Source organism: Pseudolysinimonas sp., assembly GCF_049651805.1.
Taxonomy (GTDB): domain Bacteria; phylum Actinomycetota; class Actinomycetes; order Actinomycetales; family Microbacteriaceae; genus Pseudolysinimonas_A.
Window position 1 is genome coordinate 37,394 of sequence record NZ_JBASCU010000022.1, and the last position, 16,070, is coordinate 53,463.

General features: G+C 67.7%; 16 protein-coding genes and 1 pseudogene. 3 read left to right on the forward strand and 14 right to left on the reverse strand.

The annotated features are described in order from the left end of the window. Window positions 1-16: 16 nt before the first annotated feature. From WBL06_RS05630 to WBL06_RS05645, 4 genes are read right to left on the reverse strand one after another with little or no spacing between them, the layout of a single operon-like run. The gene (locus WBL06_RS05630; protein WP_424454996.1) at window positions 17-817 is read right to left on the reverse strand and encodes an LLM class F420-dependent oxidoreductase; all 801 of its coding nucleotides are present in this window, start codon (window positions 815-817) and stop codon (window positions 17-19) included. Further along, window positions 814-1,440 (reverse strand): isochorismatase family protein, encoded by a 627-nt coding sequence (locus WBL06_RS05635; RefSeq protein ID WP_424454997.1) that lies wholly within the window; start codon window positions 1,438-1,440, stop codon window positions 814-816. Before WBL06_RS05635 ends, WBL06_RS05630 begins: the two co-directional genes overlap by 4 nt. A 13-nt stretch (window positions 1,441-1,453) precedes the next feature. Further along, window positions 1,454-3,070, reverse strand: a complete 1,617-nt coding sequence (locus tag WBL06_RS05640; protein WP_424454998.1) for an amidohydrolase — start codon at window positions 3,068-3,070, stop codon at window positions 1,454-1,456. Beyond that, window positions 3,063-4,526 (reverse strand): APC family permease, encoded by a 1,464-nt coding sequence (locus WBL06_RS05645; RefSeq protein WP_424454999.1) that lies wholly within the window; start codon window positions 4,524-4,526, stop codon window positions 3,063-3,065. The genes WBL06_RS05640 and WBL06_RS05645 overlap by 8 nt, the downstream gene beginning before the upstream one ends. A gap of 140 nt (window positions 4,527-4,666) precedes the next feature. On the opposite strand from WBL06_RS05645, the gene WBL06_RS05650 reads away from it, so the two are divergent. Genes WBL06_RS05650 through WBL06_RS05660 form a run of 3 tightly spaced genes read left to right on the forward strand, consistent with a single transcriptional unit; the run spans window position 4,667 to window position 7,495 of the window. Beyond that, complete coding sequence (locus WBL06_RS05650; protein WP_424455000.1) at window positions 4,667-5,290, forward strand: TetR/AcrR family transcriptional regulator; 624 nt, start codon at window positions 4,667-4,669, stop codon at window positions 5,288-5,290. Between the two features lie 13 nt (window positions 5,291-5,303). Then, window positions 5,304-6,236, forward strand: coding sequence for a phosphotransferase (locus WBL06_RS05655; RefSeq protein WP_424455001.1), 933 nt, complete (start codon window positions 5,304-5,306; stop codon window positions 6,234-6,236). Beyond that, window positions 6,236-7,495 carry an aspartate aminotransferase family protein gene (locus WBL06_RS05660; RefSeq protein WP_424455002.1) on the forward strand — a complete coding sequence of 420 codons (1,260 nt, stop codon included), beginning with the start codon at window positions 6,236-6,238 and terminating at the stop codon, window positions 7,493-7,495. The genes WBL06_RS05655 and WBL06_RS05660 overlap by 1 nt, the downstream gene beginning before the upstream one ends. Window positions 7,496-7,501: 6 nt before the next feature. On the opposite strand, the gene WBL06_RS05665 is transcribed toward WBL06_RS05660, so the two are convergent. The 10 genes and pseudogenes from WBL06_RS05665 to WBL06_RS05710 form a co-directional block, all read right to left on the reverse strand. Then, window positions 7,502-8,275: an SDR family NAD(P)-dependent oxidoreductase gene (locus tag WBL06_RS05665; protein ID WP_424455003.1), complete on the reverse strand. Its 774-nt coding sequence runs from the start codon at window positions 8,273-8,275 to the stop codon at window positions 7,502-7,504. 133 nt (window positions 8,276-8,408) lie between these two features. After that, window positions 8,409-9,065, reverse strand: a complete 657-nt coding sequence (locus WBL06_RS05670) for an NYN domain-containing protein (RefSeq protein WP_424455004.1) — start codon at window positions 9,063-9,065, stop codon at window positions 8,409-8,411. Window positions 9,066-9,126: 61 nt separating this feature from the next. Further along, the gene (dinB, locus tag WBL06_RS05675; protein ID WP_424455005.1) at window positions 9,127-10,323 is read right to left on the reverse strand and encodes a DNA polymerase IV; all 1,197 of its coding nucleotides are present in this window, start codon (window positions 10,321-10,323) and stop codon (window positions 9,127-9,129) included. Between the two features lie 150 nt (window positions 10,324-10,473). Further along, window positions 10,474-11,661, reverse strand: coding sequence for a Fic family protein (locus tag WBL06_RS05680; RefSeq protein WP_424455006.1), 1,188 nt, complete (start codon window positions 11,659-11,661; stop codon window positions 10,474-10,476). Between the two features lie 179 nt (window positions 11,662-11,840). Further along, window positions 11,841-13,076 carry a hypothetical protein gene (locus WBL06_RS05685; RefSeq protein ID WP_424455007.1) on the reverse strand — a complete coding sequence of 412 codons (1,236 nt, stop codon included), beginning with the start codon at window positions 13,074-13,076 and terminating at the stop codon, window positions 11,841-11,843. 64 nt (window positions 13,077-13,140) lie between these two features. Next, entirely contained in the window at window positions 13,141-13,542 is a 402-nt protein-coding gene (locus WBL06_RS05690) for a type II toxin-antitoxin system VapC family toxin (RefSeq protein ID WP_424455008.1), read from the reverse strand. Then, window positions 13,539-13,787, reverse strand: coding sequence for a type II toxin-antitoxin system Phd/YefM family antitoxin (locus WBL06_RS05695; RefSeq protein WP_424455009.1), 249 nt, complete (start codon window positions 13,785-13,787; stop codon window positions 13,539-13,541). The genes WBL06_RS05690 and WBL06_RS05695 overlap by 4 nt, the downstream gene beginning before the upstream one ends. 662 nt (window positions 13,788-14,449) lie before the next feature. Next, window positions 14,450-14,590 (reverse strand): annotated as a pseudogene (locus WBL06_RS05700) (DNA polymerase IV); the annotation flags it as partial. 199 nt (window positions 14,591-14,789) lie between these two features. Beyond that, a complete protein-coding gene (locus WBL06_RS05705) occupies window positions 14,790-15,515 on the reverse strand; it encodes an NYN domain-containing protein (protein WP_424455010.1) in 726 nt (241 codons plus the stop codon). Between the two features lie 201 nt (window positions 15,516-15,716). Further along, window positions 15,717-16,022 (reverse strand): dihydrofolate reductase family protein, encoded by a 306-nt coding sequence (locus WBL06_RS05710; protein WP_424455011.1) that lies wholly within the window; start codon window positions 16,020-16,022, stop codon window positions 15,717-15,719. Between the last annotated feature and the right edge of the window lie 48 nt (window positions 16,023-16,070).

Sequence of the window (16,070 nt, forward strand, 5' to 3'; positions counted from 1 at the left end):
GTGCGCGATCGCGCACTCAGCCGGTGGCGTTCTTCGCGTCGCGCCAGGCGAGCCAGTCCGCGACGCGCTCGAGATTGTGATTCGGGCCGGTGACGGCGACAGTGAAGAGCCGCGCGCCGAGGGCGTGCAGCTCGTCGGCATCCTCGAGTCGCTTCCTGCCGATCTCGACCGAGACCTCGATCTCGCCGGTGTCGCGCCCAACGGCCGCGCCGTGCTCTGCGAGGATGCCGAGCTTGCGTTCCAGGGTCGGGGCGTCGCTGAAGCTGTGCCAGATGTCGGCGTGCTGCGCGACGATGCGGAGGGTCTTCTTCTCGCCGCCACCGCCGATGAGGATCGGGATGTCGCGGGTCGGCGCAGGGTTGAGCTTGCCCCAGCGCTCCTCGATGACGGGCAGGTCGCGGGCGAGGGCATCCAGTCGGCTGCCGACGGTGCCGAACTCGTAGCCGTACTCGTCGTAGTCGCGCTCGAACCAGCCCGAGCCGGTGCCGAAGATGAACCGACCGGTGCCGGTGCCGTGCGCGCTGATGTGGTCGATCGTGCGGGCCATGTCGGCCTGCAGGTGGGCGTTGCGGTAGCTGTTGCAGTTGACCAGGGCGCCGATCTCGACCCGACGGGTCTGCTCGGCGAGCGCGGCGAGCATCGTCCACGACTCGAAGTGCAACCCGTCGCGCTCGCCGCTGAGCGGAAAGAAGTGGTCCCAGTTGAACAGGATGTCGACGCCCATCTCTTCCAGTTGGGCGGCGGTGTCTCGGATCTGCTCGTAGGGAGCGTGCTGCGGGGCGATCTGCACGCCGATGCGCACGTTCCGATGGGTCATGTCACTGGCAACACGCGGCCGTCGGGATCTCTTCCCGCAGCATCAGCGTCGAGGCGTATCGTCGCCGGCATGGGTGAGGGCGCGACGAGGTCGGCCGCAGTGACGACGTCGGCACCGGCATCCCGCAGCGCGGCGAGGAAGGCGGTGTGCACCGACAACCCGTCCACGACACGTTCGCCGTAACTCAGGTCGGGGGCCGCACACGCGTCGGCGACGACGACGGCCTCGAAACCGAGGTCGAGGGCGGCGCGCACCGACGCGTCAACACACATGCTCGTCATCATCCCCATCACGACGAGCCGCTCGGCATTCAGTTCGGCCAGCTTCGCGGCGAGGTCGGTTTCGAGGAACGAGTTCGGATGCTCCTTCTGGATGAGCGTCTCACCCCCGGCGGGCTGCACAAGCGGATGGATCTCGATCCCCGGCGTGCCCGGTCGCATGAAGGCGGCATCCGGGGCATCCCAGACGTGCTGCATGTGCACCACCGGCGCCCCGTCGGCCCGGAAGCGATCGAGCACCGCGCGAGCCACCGCGACCGCATCGTCGGCACCGACCAACGGGTACGCGCCGCCCGGAAAGTAGTCGTTCTGCAGGTCGATCACCAGCAGTGTGGTGGTGCTCACGATGCCTTCGCTTTCAGCCTGTCGCCGCGAACTGGATCTCGCCACCGACGACCGTTGCGAGAATTGCGGTACCTGCGAGTTCTTCCGGTGGGATGGCCAGGGGATCGGCGGCCAGGATCGTCAGGTCGGCGACCTTACCCACGGTAATCGAGCCTTCCGTGTGCGCGACCCCCGCCGCAATGGCCGCGCCGATCGTGTATCCCTCGAGCGCCTGCAGAGCGGTCAGACTCTCCTCCGGCAGAACCGGGTCGTCGTCAGGTTGGGCGACATCCCGACGCAGTTGGGCATCGGCCATGATGGCGAGCGGTTCGAAGGGAGCAACCGGCCAGTCCGATCCGAGCGCAAGAGTGACGCCGGCTTGCGCGAGAGCCCGGGTTCGCCAGGCACGCCGGGCGCGATCGGGCCCGAGCCGTTCGGACCAATTGTCGGTCAGGTCCGCCCGCACGAAATGGGTGCAGTGGGTGGGTTGCATGCTCGCGACCGCTCCGGATGCAGGGAAGACATCCACGAGGTCGTCGGGAAGAGTCTCTGCGTGCTCGATGCGATGCACGGGACCGCCCGGCACCTGTAGCTGCGCGATGGTGGTGAGGGCGAACCGGATGGCGGCATCCCCGATCGCGTGGGTCGCGGTGCCGATCCCGTTCTCCGCGAAGAAGCGCATGGCCGCCACATAGTCGGCCGGATTGCTCCACACCGAGTTGGTGGACTGACCGTGCGTGTCGGGGGCGTCGAGCCAGGCCGTGCCGCCGTCGATCGTTCCATCGAGGAAGAACTTCACCCCGTGCACCTTCCAGCGGCGCCCGCCTGTTCCCTGCCACTCGAGAAAGCGCGCCCAGTCGTCGGGACTGTGCTTGGGCTCGATCCACGGCGAGAATCGCAGGCGCAGCGGCAGTTCACCCTCGGCTTCGATGAGCCGCAGAAGATCAAACGGCTCCTCGAGGAAGTCCATCACCTGCGACGACGTCAGCCCGCTCGCAGCCATGTCGGCCAACAGCTGCTTCACGCGGTTCGCATGGTTTTCGATCGGCTCGCGCGGCAGCACCTCGAACACGGGCTGCATGGCCTCGGCCTCCAGCAGGAGCCCCGTCGGGATGCCGTGGCTGTCGGCATCCACGCGCGATCCGGTCGGGAAGGTGCGCGGCCCCGAGATGCCGGCCGCCTGCAACGCCGCCGGGTTCGCGAGAGCCGAGTGGGCGTCGAAGAAGCGAAGGAACATCGGCACGGTGCCGACGACCTCGTCGAGGGGCGCAGACGTCACGCGCTGAGATCCCCACACGTTGGGGTCGAGCCCCCACCCTCGCAGCCAGTCACCCGGCTTGAGGCTCGCGAGCGCCGTGGTCAGCTCCCGCCGGAGTTCGGGCATCGACGTGACCCCGCGAAGGTCCATGCCGACCGCGAAGCCCGCCCCCGAGACCGGATGCGCGTGGCCATCGCTGAGGCCCGGAACGATGGTCGCCCCCGGGTACCGGAGAGAGCGAGTGCCGGGTCCGATGAACCCGGCCATCTCGCTCTCTCCTCCCACCGCGACGACCACCCCGTCGCAGATCGCCACCGAGGTCGCCCCCACCACCGCCGACATCGTGTGGATGCGGTCGGCGGTGAGGACGAGGTCGGCGGGGGAATCAGTCATCCCGGTCGCCGCCGCCGATGCGCTCGTAGGTGGCCGGCCGGGTCCGCTTGTAGATGACAGCCAGAACGACTCCGACGAGGAAGGCGACCGGCACGACCAACAGGATGACCACGTTGGCTGCAGCTCCCGCTCCCGTGAGGACGTCGATGTTGATCACGATGAGAACGGCGAACCAGGCCAGCGCGACGGTGGCCAAGATGGCCGCCGGCAGCACGTACCACCTGCGTTCCAGGGTGCGGTTGCGCACGAAGAACACGATGACCGCAATGGATGCCAGCAGCTGCAGCACGAGGATTCCCACGACACCCGGGGTGTTGACCCAGATCAGCAGGTTGAGGAACGGGTCGGCGCCGGCGATCACGAAACCGCCGACGATCAGCACCGACAGGATGGTCTGCACGAGCCCCGCGATGTGTGGTGAACCGTTGCGCCGCGTGCTGGCGAGGGCTGCCGGCAGGATGCCGTCCCGCGCCAAGGCGTAGGTGTAGCGGTTGATCGTGTTGTGGAACGCAAGGAGCCCGGCGTAGACACTCGTGACGATGAGTGCCAGCATCGCGAGGTTCGCCCACTGCCCGAGGAAGGTTTCGGCCGTGATGAACGCGAACGGGGTGACGCCGTTCTCACCGATGAAGCCCTGCACACCGCTTTCGCCCCACGCCTGCACGAGCAGCCAGACGATCACCGCGTAGAAGACGGTCAGGAACCCGATGGCGATGTAGGTCGCGCGGGGGATGGACGTGTTCGGGTTGCGCGCCTCGGACCGGTAGAGCGCCGTCGCCTCGAAGCCGAGGAAGGCGCCGAGCGCCAGCCCCAGCACGACGCTGAGCTCCGGCGTGAACACGAACGTCGGGTTGAACAGGCCGAACTGGAAGCCCTCAGGACCGCCCTGAATCGCGATCGCGATTCCCAGGATCAGAAGGATGAGCGTCTCGGCGACGAGCAGCACGCCGAGCACCTTGGCTCCGACGTCGATGCCGAAGAAGCCGAGTGCCCATACTCCGGCGATGGCGAGGAAGGCCAGCACACCCCACGGCACCGTGATGCCGAAGAAGGTCTCGAGCATGGCGCTCGAGGTGATCGCGAAGAGGCCGTAGATGCCGATCTGCATGGCGTTATACGAGACGAGCGCCAGGATGCCAGCGCCGAGGCCCACGGTCTTGCCGAGCGCGTGGGAGATGTAGGTGTAGAAACCGCCGGTCTGGCGCACGTGGCGGGTCATCGCCATGAATCCGATGGCGAAGACCACGAGCGCCGCACCGGCGATCAGGTAGGCCGTCGGGGCCGCGGGCCCCGCGATGAGGATCGCCAGGGGGGCGACTCCCGCGATGGCCGTGAGGGGCGCGGCGGCGGAGACCACGAGGAAGACGATTCCGCCGGTGCCGAGGGCACCCTTCTTGAGTTGTCCGGGCTGCGCCTCGGAAGGTTGCGCTTCGGCGCTCTTCTCGCTGACTGACATCTGTACCTCCGGGTGGACTGCGTTGTCGATCACCAAAACTAACAGTGTTCACTTAGTATGGGAGATACGAGGTTCGTGGTGCAATAGGCAATCGATCGTGACCGCGGTCGAGCGCATTCTGACGAGAGTTCGAGGTAGCGGTGGGACGACCCCTTACTCCTCTCCTCTCGGTCGAATTGATTGCCGAGACCGCCCTCGAGATCATCGACAGCGGAGAACCGTTCAGCATGCGACGCCTGGCCAAGCGCCTGGGGGTGTCGGCGCCCGCGCTGTACAACCACGTCGACGGCAAGGACGCGCTGGTCGAGCTCATTCGTGGCGTGATGGTGGCCGAGCATCCGGTGCCGATGGAGGACGGCGGAACGTGGGTCGACCGGGTCACTGTGATCGCGCGAGCTCAACGCGCCGCCTACTCAGCGCATCCGAACGTCGTGCCGCTGCTCATCGGGGTGCCCCTCGCGCAGCCCGATGTGTTGGAGATCTACCGCGACCTCGCTCGAACCCTTGCCTCCGCGGGCTTCGATGACGCCGAGGTCGGCGTACTCCTTGAGGTGATCGACAGTTTCGCGATCGGCAACGCCCTTGAGCAACGGGCACCGCAGCAGATCTGGGTGGACCCCGACGATGAAGGTGCGCTGGCGCGAGCGATGGGAAGTTGGAACAGCCCACAGGCCCTGCTCGATGAAGCCTTCGAGACCGGCCTCGAGTTCATCCTCGGCGGGATGCAGGCGAGGCTCAGCAGCCGCCCGCGCACGGTCGACTGAAGGGGATCGACTCATGATCTCGCTCCTCGACGGACTCGCAGAGCCGTTCGACCACCTCGACTCCGCGGGAGCACACGCGGCGCTACGGCAGCACTGGGACATCGAGGCACCCGATCCGGTGCGGCTCGACACCGAGCGGGATGACACGTTCCGCGCGGGCGACGTGCTGCTGAAGGTCGCGCACCCCCGTGACGACCCCGCCGTGATCGAGATGCAATCCGCCGCGTTGGCACACGTCGCGGCGACCGACCCCGGCATCCCCGTGCAGCGCGTCGTCGCGACCCTCGACGGGTCGTTGTCGGCTACGGTCGCCGGTCGTCACGCGCGCGCTCTGACCTGGCTCGACGGCGACATCGTCGTCGGCCGAGAACTGCCCGTCAGCTTTTTCGAGACGGCGGGCCGGATGGTGGGCCGCCTCAACCGCGCGCTCGCCAGCTTCCGGCATCCGGGCGCGCACCGCGACCTGGCCTGGGACCTGCCGCAGCTGCCCGACCTGCGACCCCACACCACCACCCCGCTGCACCTCGAGGTCATCGACCGCTTCATCGCCGAGACGCTGCCCGCCCTCACGACGCTGCCCCACCAGGTGATCCACAACGACAGCCACCCCGGCAACCTGCTCGTGCGCGCAGGTTCCCTCGAGGGCATCCTCGATTTCGGTGACGCGGTCTACTCGCCCCGAGTGTGCGAGCTGGCCGTCGCCCTCGCCTACCTCGTGCCCGACGGGCCGCGGCCGTGGCCCGAGGTCGACGCGTTCACGGCCGGATTCCTCGACGAGGTGCCACTCAGCGGGCCTGAGCTCGCGCAGCTGCCGATGCTGATGGTGGCTCGCACGATCATGCGCAGCGTGATCAACCAGGCGCTGCAGCGCCACGCGCACTCCGACCCGTCCGGCTTCTACGCCGCGAACGACCGCAAACTGCACCTGATCCTGAAGGAGGCGTGATGGTCGGCCCGACCACCTACTTCGACGAGAGCACCGTCGACCGCCTCGACCCGCGAACCGCGAGCCTGGTGCGGCGACGTGCCGCCGCGCTCGGTCCGTCGTACCGGCTGTTCTACCGCGAACCGCTCGAGTTCGTGCGCGGCGAGCGGGCCCACCTGTTCGACGTCGACGGTGTCGACTACCTCGACGCGTACAACAACGTGCCCTCGGTCGGGCACGCGCATCCACGGGTCGTGGCGGCGATCGCCGAGCAGGCCGCGCGGCTGAACACCCACACCCGGTACCTGTCGGAGCCGACCGTCGCCTATGCCGAGCGGCTTCTCGCGACGATGCCGATGCCGGGCGAGGTGATGTTCACCTGCACGGGCTCCGAAGCGAACGATCTGGCGCTGCGGGTCGCGAAGGCGGCGACCGGCGGCGAGGGCGTCATCGTCAGCTGGAACGCGTACCACGGCATCACCACCGAGATCGCCGGTATCTCCCCGTCGCTAACGGGCTTGGATGGCATGGCGCCCTGGGCCCGCGCCGCCCGGGGTCCCGTCACCGATGTGCCCTTCGCCGAGGCGGTCGCCGCGTCGCTTCGCGAGTTGGACGCGGCGGGCATCCGGCCGGCGGCGCTGATCGTCGACACCGTGTTCGCGAGCGACGGCGGGCACCCCGATCTCGAGGGACTCGCCGAGGCGGTCGCCGTGGTGCGCGCCGCGGGTGGCCTGTTCATCGCCGACGAGGTGCAGCCCGGCTTCGGGCGTCTCGGGCACGGGATGTGGGGGTTCACCCGCTACGGGATCGAGCCCGACATCGTCACCATGGGCAAGCCCATGGCCAACGGGCATCCGGTCGCCGCGATGGTCGCCCGCCCCGACGTGCTGGAGCCGTTCGGGCGCACCATGCGCTACTTCAATACCTTCGGCGGCAACAGCGTCTCGATCGCCGCCGCCTCGGCGACGCTCGACGTGATCGAAGACGAGCAGCTCATCGAACACGCGCGGATCGTCGGCGGGCGACTGGCCGAGGGGATCCGGGGCTTGCGTGACGAGCGCATTCTCGCGGTGCGCGGGGCGGGGCTGTTCCTCGGCGTCGATCTGGTCGACGAGGCGTTCACCCTCGACGTGGTCAACGCGCTCCGCGACCGGCGCGTGCTGCTCGCGGCGAGTGGCCCCGACAACACGACCCTCAAGATCCGCCCGCCCCTGGTGTTCGACGACGCCGACGCCGACCGGCTGCTCACCGAACTCGCCGCGGTGCTCGCCAGCTCGTGACCGAGGTCAGACGGCGCGCTCTTCGTTGATCGAGTTGGCACCGTCGACCACGATGAGCTGACCGGTGATGTACGACGCCTCGTCGGCAGCGAGCATGGCGACGACGTACGCGACCTCGTCGGGCGTGCCCGGGCGTCCAACCGGCGTCGCGGCGCCCATGGCGCGCTCGCGCTCGGTGGCCGACCCGGTGTCGATCCAGCCCGGTGCGACCGCGTTGACGGTGACGCCGGATGCGGCGGTGTCGACCGCCGCGGCGCGTGTGAGGCCCAGCAGCCCGGCCTTGGCAGCGTGATAGGCGACGTCGCCGCGGTACGCCTGCACCGGGCCCGATAGGGAGGACACGGTGACGATGCGCCCAAACCCGCGGGCGGTCATGCCGGGCACCACGGCGCGGATCATGAGGAACGCCGTCGTGAGGTTGCGCTCGATGGCCGCGTGCCACTGGGCGGTGGTGATCGCGTCGATCGACCCCGGACCCGCAGGCGTGGCCTGCGAGGTCATCCCGGCATTGTTGACGAGCACCGTGATGTCGCCGAACCGTTCCTGCGCAGCTCCGACGACGGCGTCGACACCGGCCTGGTCGGTGAGGTCGGCCACAACCCCCTCGGCCTCGATGTCGTCAGCGCGCAACTCGGCGACCCGCTCGAAGATGCGGTCGGTTGTTGAGGTGATGACGATGCGGCAGCCGTCGGCCCCGAGGCGGCGGGCGGCCGCCATCCCGATTCCGGTGGGGCTGCCAGCGCCCGTGATGACGGCGACCGACGCGGGTGAGGTGGTCATGCGTGCAACTATCGCACTCTGATCTCGTCGTGGGCTGCCTTCGGGTCGGGGCGGCTGGTACGATCGATGCATAACCACCCGGATGTTTCGACTACCGGGCGCGGCCCCCGACTCGTCGGGGGCCTGCTTCTTTCTACGGCCAGCTCGGCGGCTTCGTGATCGTTCGTCCTTCGGCGTCAATCAAGCGACGAGCGAACTGAGACGCGCGCAATGTGCCTTCCCGGATCTGTCGGACCGTCTCGATTCCCGTTCCCTCGAACGCCTTGTTGTAGTGCGGGCCGGCGACTGACACAAGGGCCACCCGGTACCCGCGTGCGCAGAGCATGCCGACTGGTGGGGCGAGATCGGAGTCGTTGGTGATGATCGCATACGAGTCAGCCACACCATCCAGCGCGTCGAGGATGAGGTGGGACGCCAAGGCGACGTCCGAGCCCTTCTCTTCCGGTCGCTTGACCCGCGCGGTCACGACCTTGCCGTTGTCTCCGACCTCCTCTGGGTGGATCGGCAAGTACTGCTTCACGAAGGAAAAGTTGCCTTCGACGATTTCGACATCGGTGGTGCGCAGTGCTCTCCAATAGATCTGTTGGCGCTGGCCGACTCCCGGATCCTTGGTCAGCGGCTTGAGTCGCGCAGAGAAGTACTTGACCTGCACGACGTCTCGGTGAGGAAACAGCCGTGCACACAGCGCAATGAGATCGAGCCACTTGTGCTGCGGGTGCCGATACTGCAGCAGAGCCTTGTAGAGCGCGAACCCATCGACGTACACCGCAACGGTCCGCCGTGCTCGCATGGACGGATGCTAACCCGCGCGACGAACCGTACAGGATCCCCAACGGGATTGGTGGATAGCGTCACTCATGCTCGGGCAACAGCGGAGTCGACCACCCCGGATCGCGACCGAGCTGTGCCGCCCTCGCGACCGACGCCGCGCCGAACTTCTCGCGCACGGCATCCAGCACCGTGTCGAGGCGCACCCCCTCGCCCCAATCGATCGGCAGCTCCGGCTGCAGGTCGCCGGCCCGACGCAGCTGCGACAGCGAGACGCCGATGAGGGTGATGCCCCGGTCGGCGATCTCGGGCAGGGCGCCAGCGAGCAGACCCTGGGCGACGGCGAGCAGCACGGCGGTGCGATCGGTCGGGGCGCCGATGGTATGCGACCGGGTCGCCTTCGCGAAGTCGCCGAAGCGCAGCCGCAGCACGACCGTGCGGCACGCGCGATCCCCGTCGCGCAGACGGCGTGCGAGGCGGTCGATGATCTGGGTGAGCATGAGGTCAAGCTCTTCGGGGGAACGCGGGCGTCGGCCGAGAGCGCGCTGCGATCCGATCGAGCCGCGACGCCGCGTGGTGTCGACCGGTCGTGGGTCGCGCAGGCGGGCCAGCGCGTGCAGGTGGGCTCCGGATGCCTTTCCCAGCAGCCGCTCGGCCGTCGCCTCTTCGAGTTCGGCGAGTTGACCGACAGTGCGGATGCCGAGCCGGTGCAACTTCGCGGCGGTCACCCTTCCGACGCCCCACAGCCGCTCGACCGGCAGGGGGTGCAGAAACTCGCGCTCCCTGTCGGGCTCGACCACGAGCAGCCCGTCGGGTTTGCTCACCGCGCTGGCGACCTTCGCGAGGAACTTGGTGCGCGCGATGCCGACCGAGATGGGCAGCCCGACCTCCACCCGCACCCGTTCCCGCAGCCGCACGGCGACCTGCTCGGGCGTGCCGACGATGTGCCGCAGCCCGCCGACCTCGAGGAACGCCTCGTCGATCGAGATGCCCTCCACGAGCGGGGTCGTGTCGCGGAAGATCGCGAACACGTCTTTGCTCGCCTGAGAGTAGGCATCCATCCGCGGCGGAACGACCACGGCATCCGGACACAGCTCGAGCGCCTGCCGGCCGCCCATCGCGGTGCGCACCCCGCGGGCCTTCGCCTCGTAGCTCGCGGCGAGTACCACTCCGCCGCCGACGATCACGGGGCGACCGCGCAGCCTCGGCGCATCCCGCTGCTCGACCGAGGCGTAGAAGGCGTCGAGGTCGGCGTGCAGCACGGTCGCCTCGCCCCGCATGCCGCCTCCCGCCGCTCGATGGCCGGATCGTCGCACGCACGTGCGACACGAGAGTCCCGGGATGCCGCGGCCCGGCCGGGCAATGCTTCAACCTGCCCCGAATGCGCGGGCAGGAAAAACCCGCCCTCCACCCATTGCCTACTTGAAGCCCTATCGCGATGCGCCTGGGTCTTCATTGAGGTCGGTGTTGCCGGTGACCGCCGCCCAGACTTCTGTGGCGATCCAGCGTTCTTTGGCTCCTCGTCCCCACCGCCCGGCCGAACGCAACCATCCGCGCCGCTCGGCCTTTCGGAGAGCGGCTGAAGCGGTCGGCTGACTGACTGAGAGCGCCCGCATCACCGAGCTCACCGTGACAACCGGGTTTCGGAAGATGATGTCGATCACCGCGGGGAGCGCTGACCTATCGCCCGCCGACTCACGGCGGTACCGCTCCCGAGTCTCGACCAGTGCACGAATCCGCGAAGCACTCAGGTTCGCCTGCTCTTCGACCGCAGCGCAGAAGAACTGAACCCATTCCTCGATCTCGCCGCGTTCCCGCACCGCCTGAAGCCGGTCGTAGTAGGCATCGCGGTGGCGTTCGAAGTACCCGGAGATGTGCAGGATCGGCGCCGTGAGAATGCCATCGGCGATGAGCTGGAATCCGATGAGGAGCCGCCCGATCCGACCGTTGCCATCGAGAAACGGGTGGATCGTCTCGAACTGGTAGTGCGAAAGGGCACACCGGAGCACCGGTGGCATGCTCGACGGCTGGTTGACGAAGCGTTCCCAATCGGCGAGGAGATCGCCGAGGTGGTCCTGATGCGGGGGAATGAACTTCGCAGTCTCAGGGCGGGCATTCGGTGAACCGATCCACACCGGCGAGGTGCGGAGGCTGCCCGGGGATTTCTCCTCGCCGCGCACATCCGTAAGAAGGGTCGCGTGCAGGGCGCATAAGAAGCGTTGGGTCAACGGCAGGGATGGAAGCAGCTCGGAGCCCTGCCGCAGCGCACCCAGGTAGTTGCTGACTTCCCTCAGGTTGTCGTCGAGGATCGGCGCGTCCTCGTTCGCGACCGAGAGCACCTCGCTGAGGGATGCCTGAGTTCCTTCGATCCGGGAGCTAGAAAGTGCCTCCTGAGCCATCGCCGGTCCGAGGAGAAGGTCGGGGTCATCGACGAGCAGCGCGAGGCCGGACAGGCGCCCGAGGGCGAGGTCGGCGCGAGATACCGAGGCCACCGTCTCCGGCCTGAGCTCGAGTTCGCGCGGCATTGGCTCGGGCAAGAAGTAGCTGTGCGGCCACGCGCTCAGCGGACGAGTGGTGAGCGATCCGAACCGGGTGCTCGTGAACAACTCCGCACGCATCGACTGCTCCTCAAACCTTGGGAAATGGGTCGGTAGTTATAAGACGGATGCGAATTAGCTTATAACTTCACCGGCTACTTCCATGGCTGACGCCCACGCGTTGGAACTCGGCCTCGGTGTCGGATGCTCACGTCGTCGGGTGGGAACGCCCAGAGTGATTGCGCGCTGAACTCTGCCGCTCAGGTCACTCGCACGCCCGCGTCGGCAAGCAATTCTCGCGCGCGACCCCACCTTCGGTCGTCTGAGAACACCCGCCACGCCTCCGCGATTCCTTCGTCATGCACGGTGTCGCGGAATCTCCGGAACGCACCCCTGCCCTCGGTCGCGCGGGCCAAGCGATGGCGAAGGTCGTGATCCTGCTGGCGTTGAGCGAACGCCGCCATGTCGTTCCATGCATCCCGTGACGCAGTGCGCTCGAGCCGAAGCCAGCGCTGCGGGTCGGCGTCCACATCGATCGCGGCATCCATACCGACGGTCATCGGGTCGGTGTCATCCTCGTGGTACACCTCCCCGTTTTGGAGATCGACGTAGACCTCGCCTGCCTGTTCGTCTTCCAGGTGCGAACTGAGCATGTCGAGGTCCACGGCAACCTGCCGTGCGGGCGGCGACTCTCTCCTGAGCCGCCCCAACAGGTCGTCGGCGAGCACCCGGTCTCCGGCAGCCCCGCGCGAGGTCAGACGATTGATGATCGACAACGCGATGGGCTCCGCCCGCTGCCGTCGGCGTTCCAGCGCCATCACGATTCCCGCGCCGAGCTGCTGCAATGCATCATCGACGTCGCGTCCCGCGATAGCGTCGAGGAACGCGTCGGCATCACCCGCCACTGTCGCGGCCCGGACGACGCGCAGGTCGAGCTCCGGAACCGCGGCCGCGTCGGGCCACGTTCGCAGAAGCATCGGATGCGGGCGGCTGGGCCGCTTCGGCACTGCGCCGGTCGAGTCGTCGTCCTCCCACCGCCGGCCGTACTGATCCGGTATCGCACCCCACCCCCAGTACGGGAGTGGAACCGGGGGCACAATCCCCAGCTCGTCCATCGGGTCGAGCTTCTTCTCACCCACGACGCACCGGTGCACCCACTCGTCGCCGAGATCGAAGGTGTACTGAAACTCGGCACCGAGCGCCACCGTCCTGGCGACCTTCGCTTCAGTCATGTCGACCGGAGCCAGGATCGGCCCGCCGGCGCCACTGGCCATCTCCGCCCCCGTCTCACCATCCGTGACCACCCGACCATCGGCCAGCGTGAACATCGAAAGATGAGCACGGTCCCAGCGCGCGAAAGCGGTATCGATCGCCTCCGCCAGGTCGTGAAACGTGTGCGACGGCCCCACAGCGAACACTCGCCCTGGCGGCGGCCACAAGTGGTCACCCCGCCCACCCAGCAAGTGAACAGTTACCGACAGCCACGTGCGCGCCATGCAGTCGAGAATGCCAGGTTCCGCTACCGGGATCGACTTCGATCCCGGTACGGAGCGACGGAGCTCAGCTCTCGGTGACCGGGTCGAGGGTCGGGTAGCCCATGGCGACCGCAGCGGCGATCATGCCCGCGTCGTGCGTGACGATGGTCGCATCCAGGCCCGCGGCGATCACTGACCCGAGGTGGATCGCGTCGAGTGTCTTCACGTGCGGTCCGATGGCTTCGGCAGCAGCAAGCACGCCGTCGGTGACCGGCACGAAGCTGAGCACGTCGAGGAGTTCATCGCGACGGCTGACCGGAAGCCCTTCGCGGCGCAGCACCCGCGTCAGTTCGGTGCGAAGAACCCGGGAGGATACGAGTTGGTGCCGGCCGTCTGCTGTCGCCTGATCGATCCAGGCTGCAGATGAAGGCGAGTGCCCGAGCAACGCCCGGAGTGCGACCGAGGTATCCAGATAGTACGTGGTCACCGATCGCGCTCGTCAGCAAGTAGCTGGTCGATGGAGCCTGCGGACTGCAGCTCGTGTCGATCGATTCCGGCCAGATGCGACCCGCCGGCCCGCTTCCGCGGCAACAGGACGCTCGACGGGTCGCGCGGGACGACCCGGGCGATCTCGCGATCATGCCGGGTGATCCGGTAGACCTCGCCCGCCTCGACCTCGTCGAGCATGACGGTCGGGTTCTGCCGAAGCTGTCCCACGGTGATGGTCTTCATGTTGTGATCATACTCGCGAAATGTCTACTCATGTCTACGCAGCCATCACCGTCTCGTCGGGGGCGTGTCGATATGATCGACCTATAACCACCCGGATGTTTCGACTACCGGGCGCGGCCCCCGACTCGTCGGGGGCCCGCTTGTCTCTACGGCCAGCTCGTGGGCTTCCCGATCGTTCGGCCCTCGCCGTCGGATAGACCTGCGACAGAAGTTCCGACACGCTGAGTCACGCCGCGGGGCGTGACGAGCGTGAGCACATCCACGATGCCGGCCCGCAGCGCCTGCCCACCCAGATCGGCACCGCCGATCGCGACATCAGAATCGGATGCGGCGGCCAGCGCCCGCGCGGATGCGGGGTCGAACTCCCGCTCGATCCGCGCATTCGGACCCACCTCGTCGATCGACCGCGAGTAGACCACCTTCTGCGCCGGCGCCCACGCGTGTTGGAAGTCCGCCTCGACCTCAGACGCGCCCTCCTGCGGCTCGTCCCAGTAGCGCATCACCTCGTAGGTGCGCCGGCCGAGCAGATGGATGCCAGTGCCGGCAGTCGCCTCGTTGGCGGCGCGATGCACGTCCTCGGGCGGGAAGGCCCACGAGAAGTCGCCCGCCTCATCCGCGATGAGTCCATCCAGCGAACAGTGGGAGTAGGAGAACACGAGGATGGAGGTCGACTCCAGGACACCCTCACTCGTGCTCGGGCCAACGATCACGGGCCGTCCGCGCAGCCTCGGCGCATCACGTTGCTCGACGGAGGCGTAGAACGCGTCGAGGTCGGCGTGCAGCACGGTCGCCTCGCCCCGCATGCCGCCTCTCGCCGCTCGATGGCCGGATCGTCGCACCTACGTGCGACCCCAGGCGCCTAGGGATGCCGCGGCCCGGCCGAACGCTCGGGCAAGAAAAAACCCGCCCTCACGTGGAGGGACGGGTTGGTATGACTAGTCTGCCACAAGTCGGCCAGGAGCGTCACCGACTGCCTAGTCGCGGATAGACAAGGTCTTGGTTCTACCAACCCGACGGGCGCCGATACTTGCCGACAGGATCTGACAACTGACTGCGCCTGAAGTCGGCCGGTGACAACTGCTTCCACCAGTGCCGACCAGGACCCTCAGTCGCCGAACCCCGAAGCGCCCCCGCCAAGTAATTCATCTGCGGGTTGACTGTCCCCACCGGGACAACCGCGCGTGCGTACTTGAGAGGTAGTGCGAGATCCGAATCGTTGGACACCACGATCGCTGCATCAACCTCGCCGCTGAGCACGTCATGGAGGAGATGGGTCGCGACATTCACATCGGAACCCTTCTCCTCGCGCTTCCTCACCGTCGCAAGGATCGCCCCGCCCGAAGCGCGCCTGAGCGGAAGGGACGAATCCCAACGCTCGTTGCCCGTCGACGCGATGAGCGTCGGGGACTTAGAACCAGCAGGCGAGCTGACAAGCGGCGCTTCCTTTGACCACGAGTCGTAGCGGCCCTCTTCGATAGCATCCACAGACCCGGCGTGCAGCAAGGCGCTCAGGTAGATCGACTGATCGGTCGAGGCGCTCGGGCTGTCATTGGGGTCAACCCTGGCCGTGCAGTAGACGATCCTCTGGAGCGATGCGCCACTCCATCCGGCGAAAGGAAGAACCAGGGCACGCACGTCGAGCCAGCGCCATCCCGCCGTGCCGCGACCACAATGAGCTCGACCTCCGTAGTAGAGGTTGTAGCCGTCAACGTAGACACCAACTCGCACGGCAGCACGATAGCGGCACCTGGAGACGACGCAGTGACGAGAAGTCACTTTGTGCATTGCGCTGCCGCGAGAGGCGAAGCGGGGGGAGCCGCCATGGTCAGACCTTGCGCGCTCACGCCACCCGGTAGCTGAGCCGCACGATGCCCCCGCTGAAGTCGCGGCGCTCGATGAGGTCGAGATCGACCCGCACGTCGTCGGGGATCACCCGCTGCCCGCGCCGATGATCACGGGGAACAGCACGAGCGTGAGCACATCCACGATGCCGGCCCGCAACGCCTGCCCGCCGAGGTCGGCGCCCCCGATCGCGACGTCGGCACCGGATGCGTCGGCCAGCGCCCGCGCGGATGCCGGGTCGAACTCCCGCTCGATGCGCGCGTTCGGACCGACCTCGTCGATCGTGCGGGAGTAGACGACTTTCTGCGCCGGCGCCCACGCGCGCTGGAACTCGGTCTCGGTGTAAGGTGCGGCGGCCGAGCAGATGGAGTCCGGTGCGGGATGCCGACTCATTCGCGGCGCGATGCACATCGTCGGGAGGGAACGCCCACGCGTGAGCGC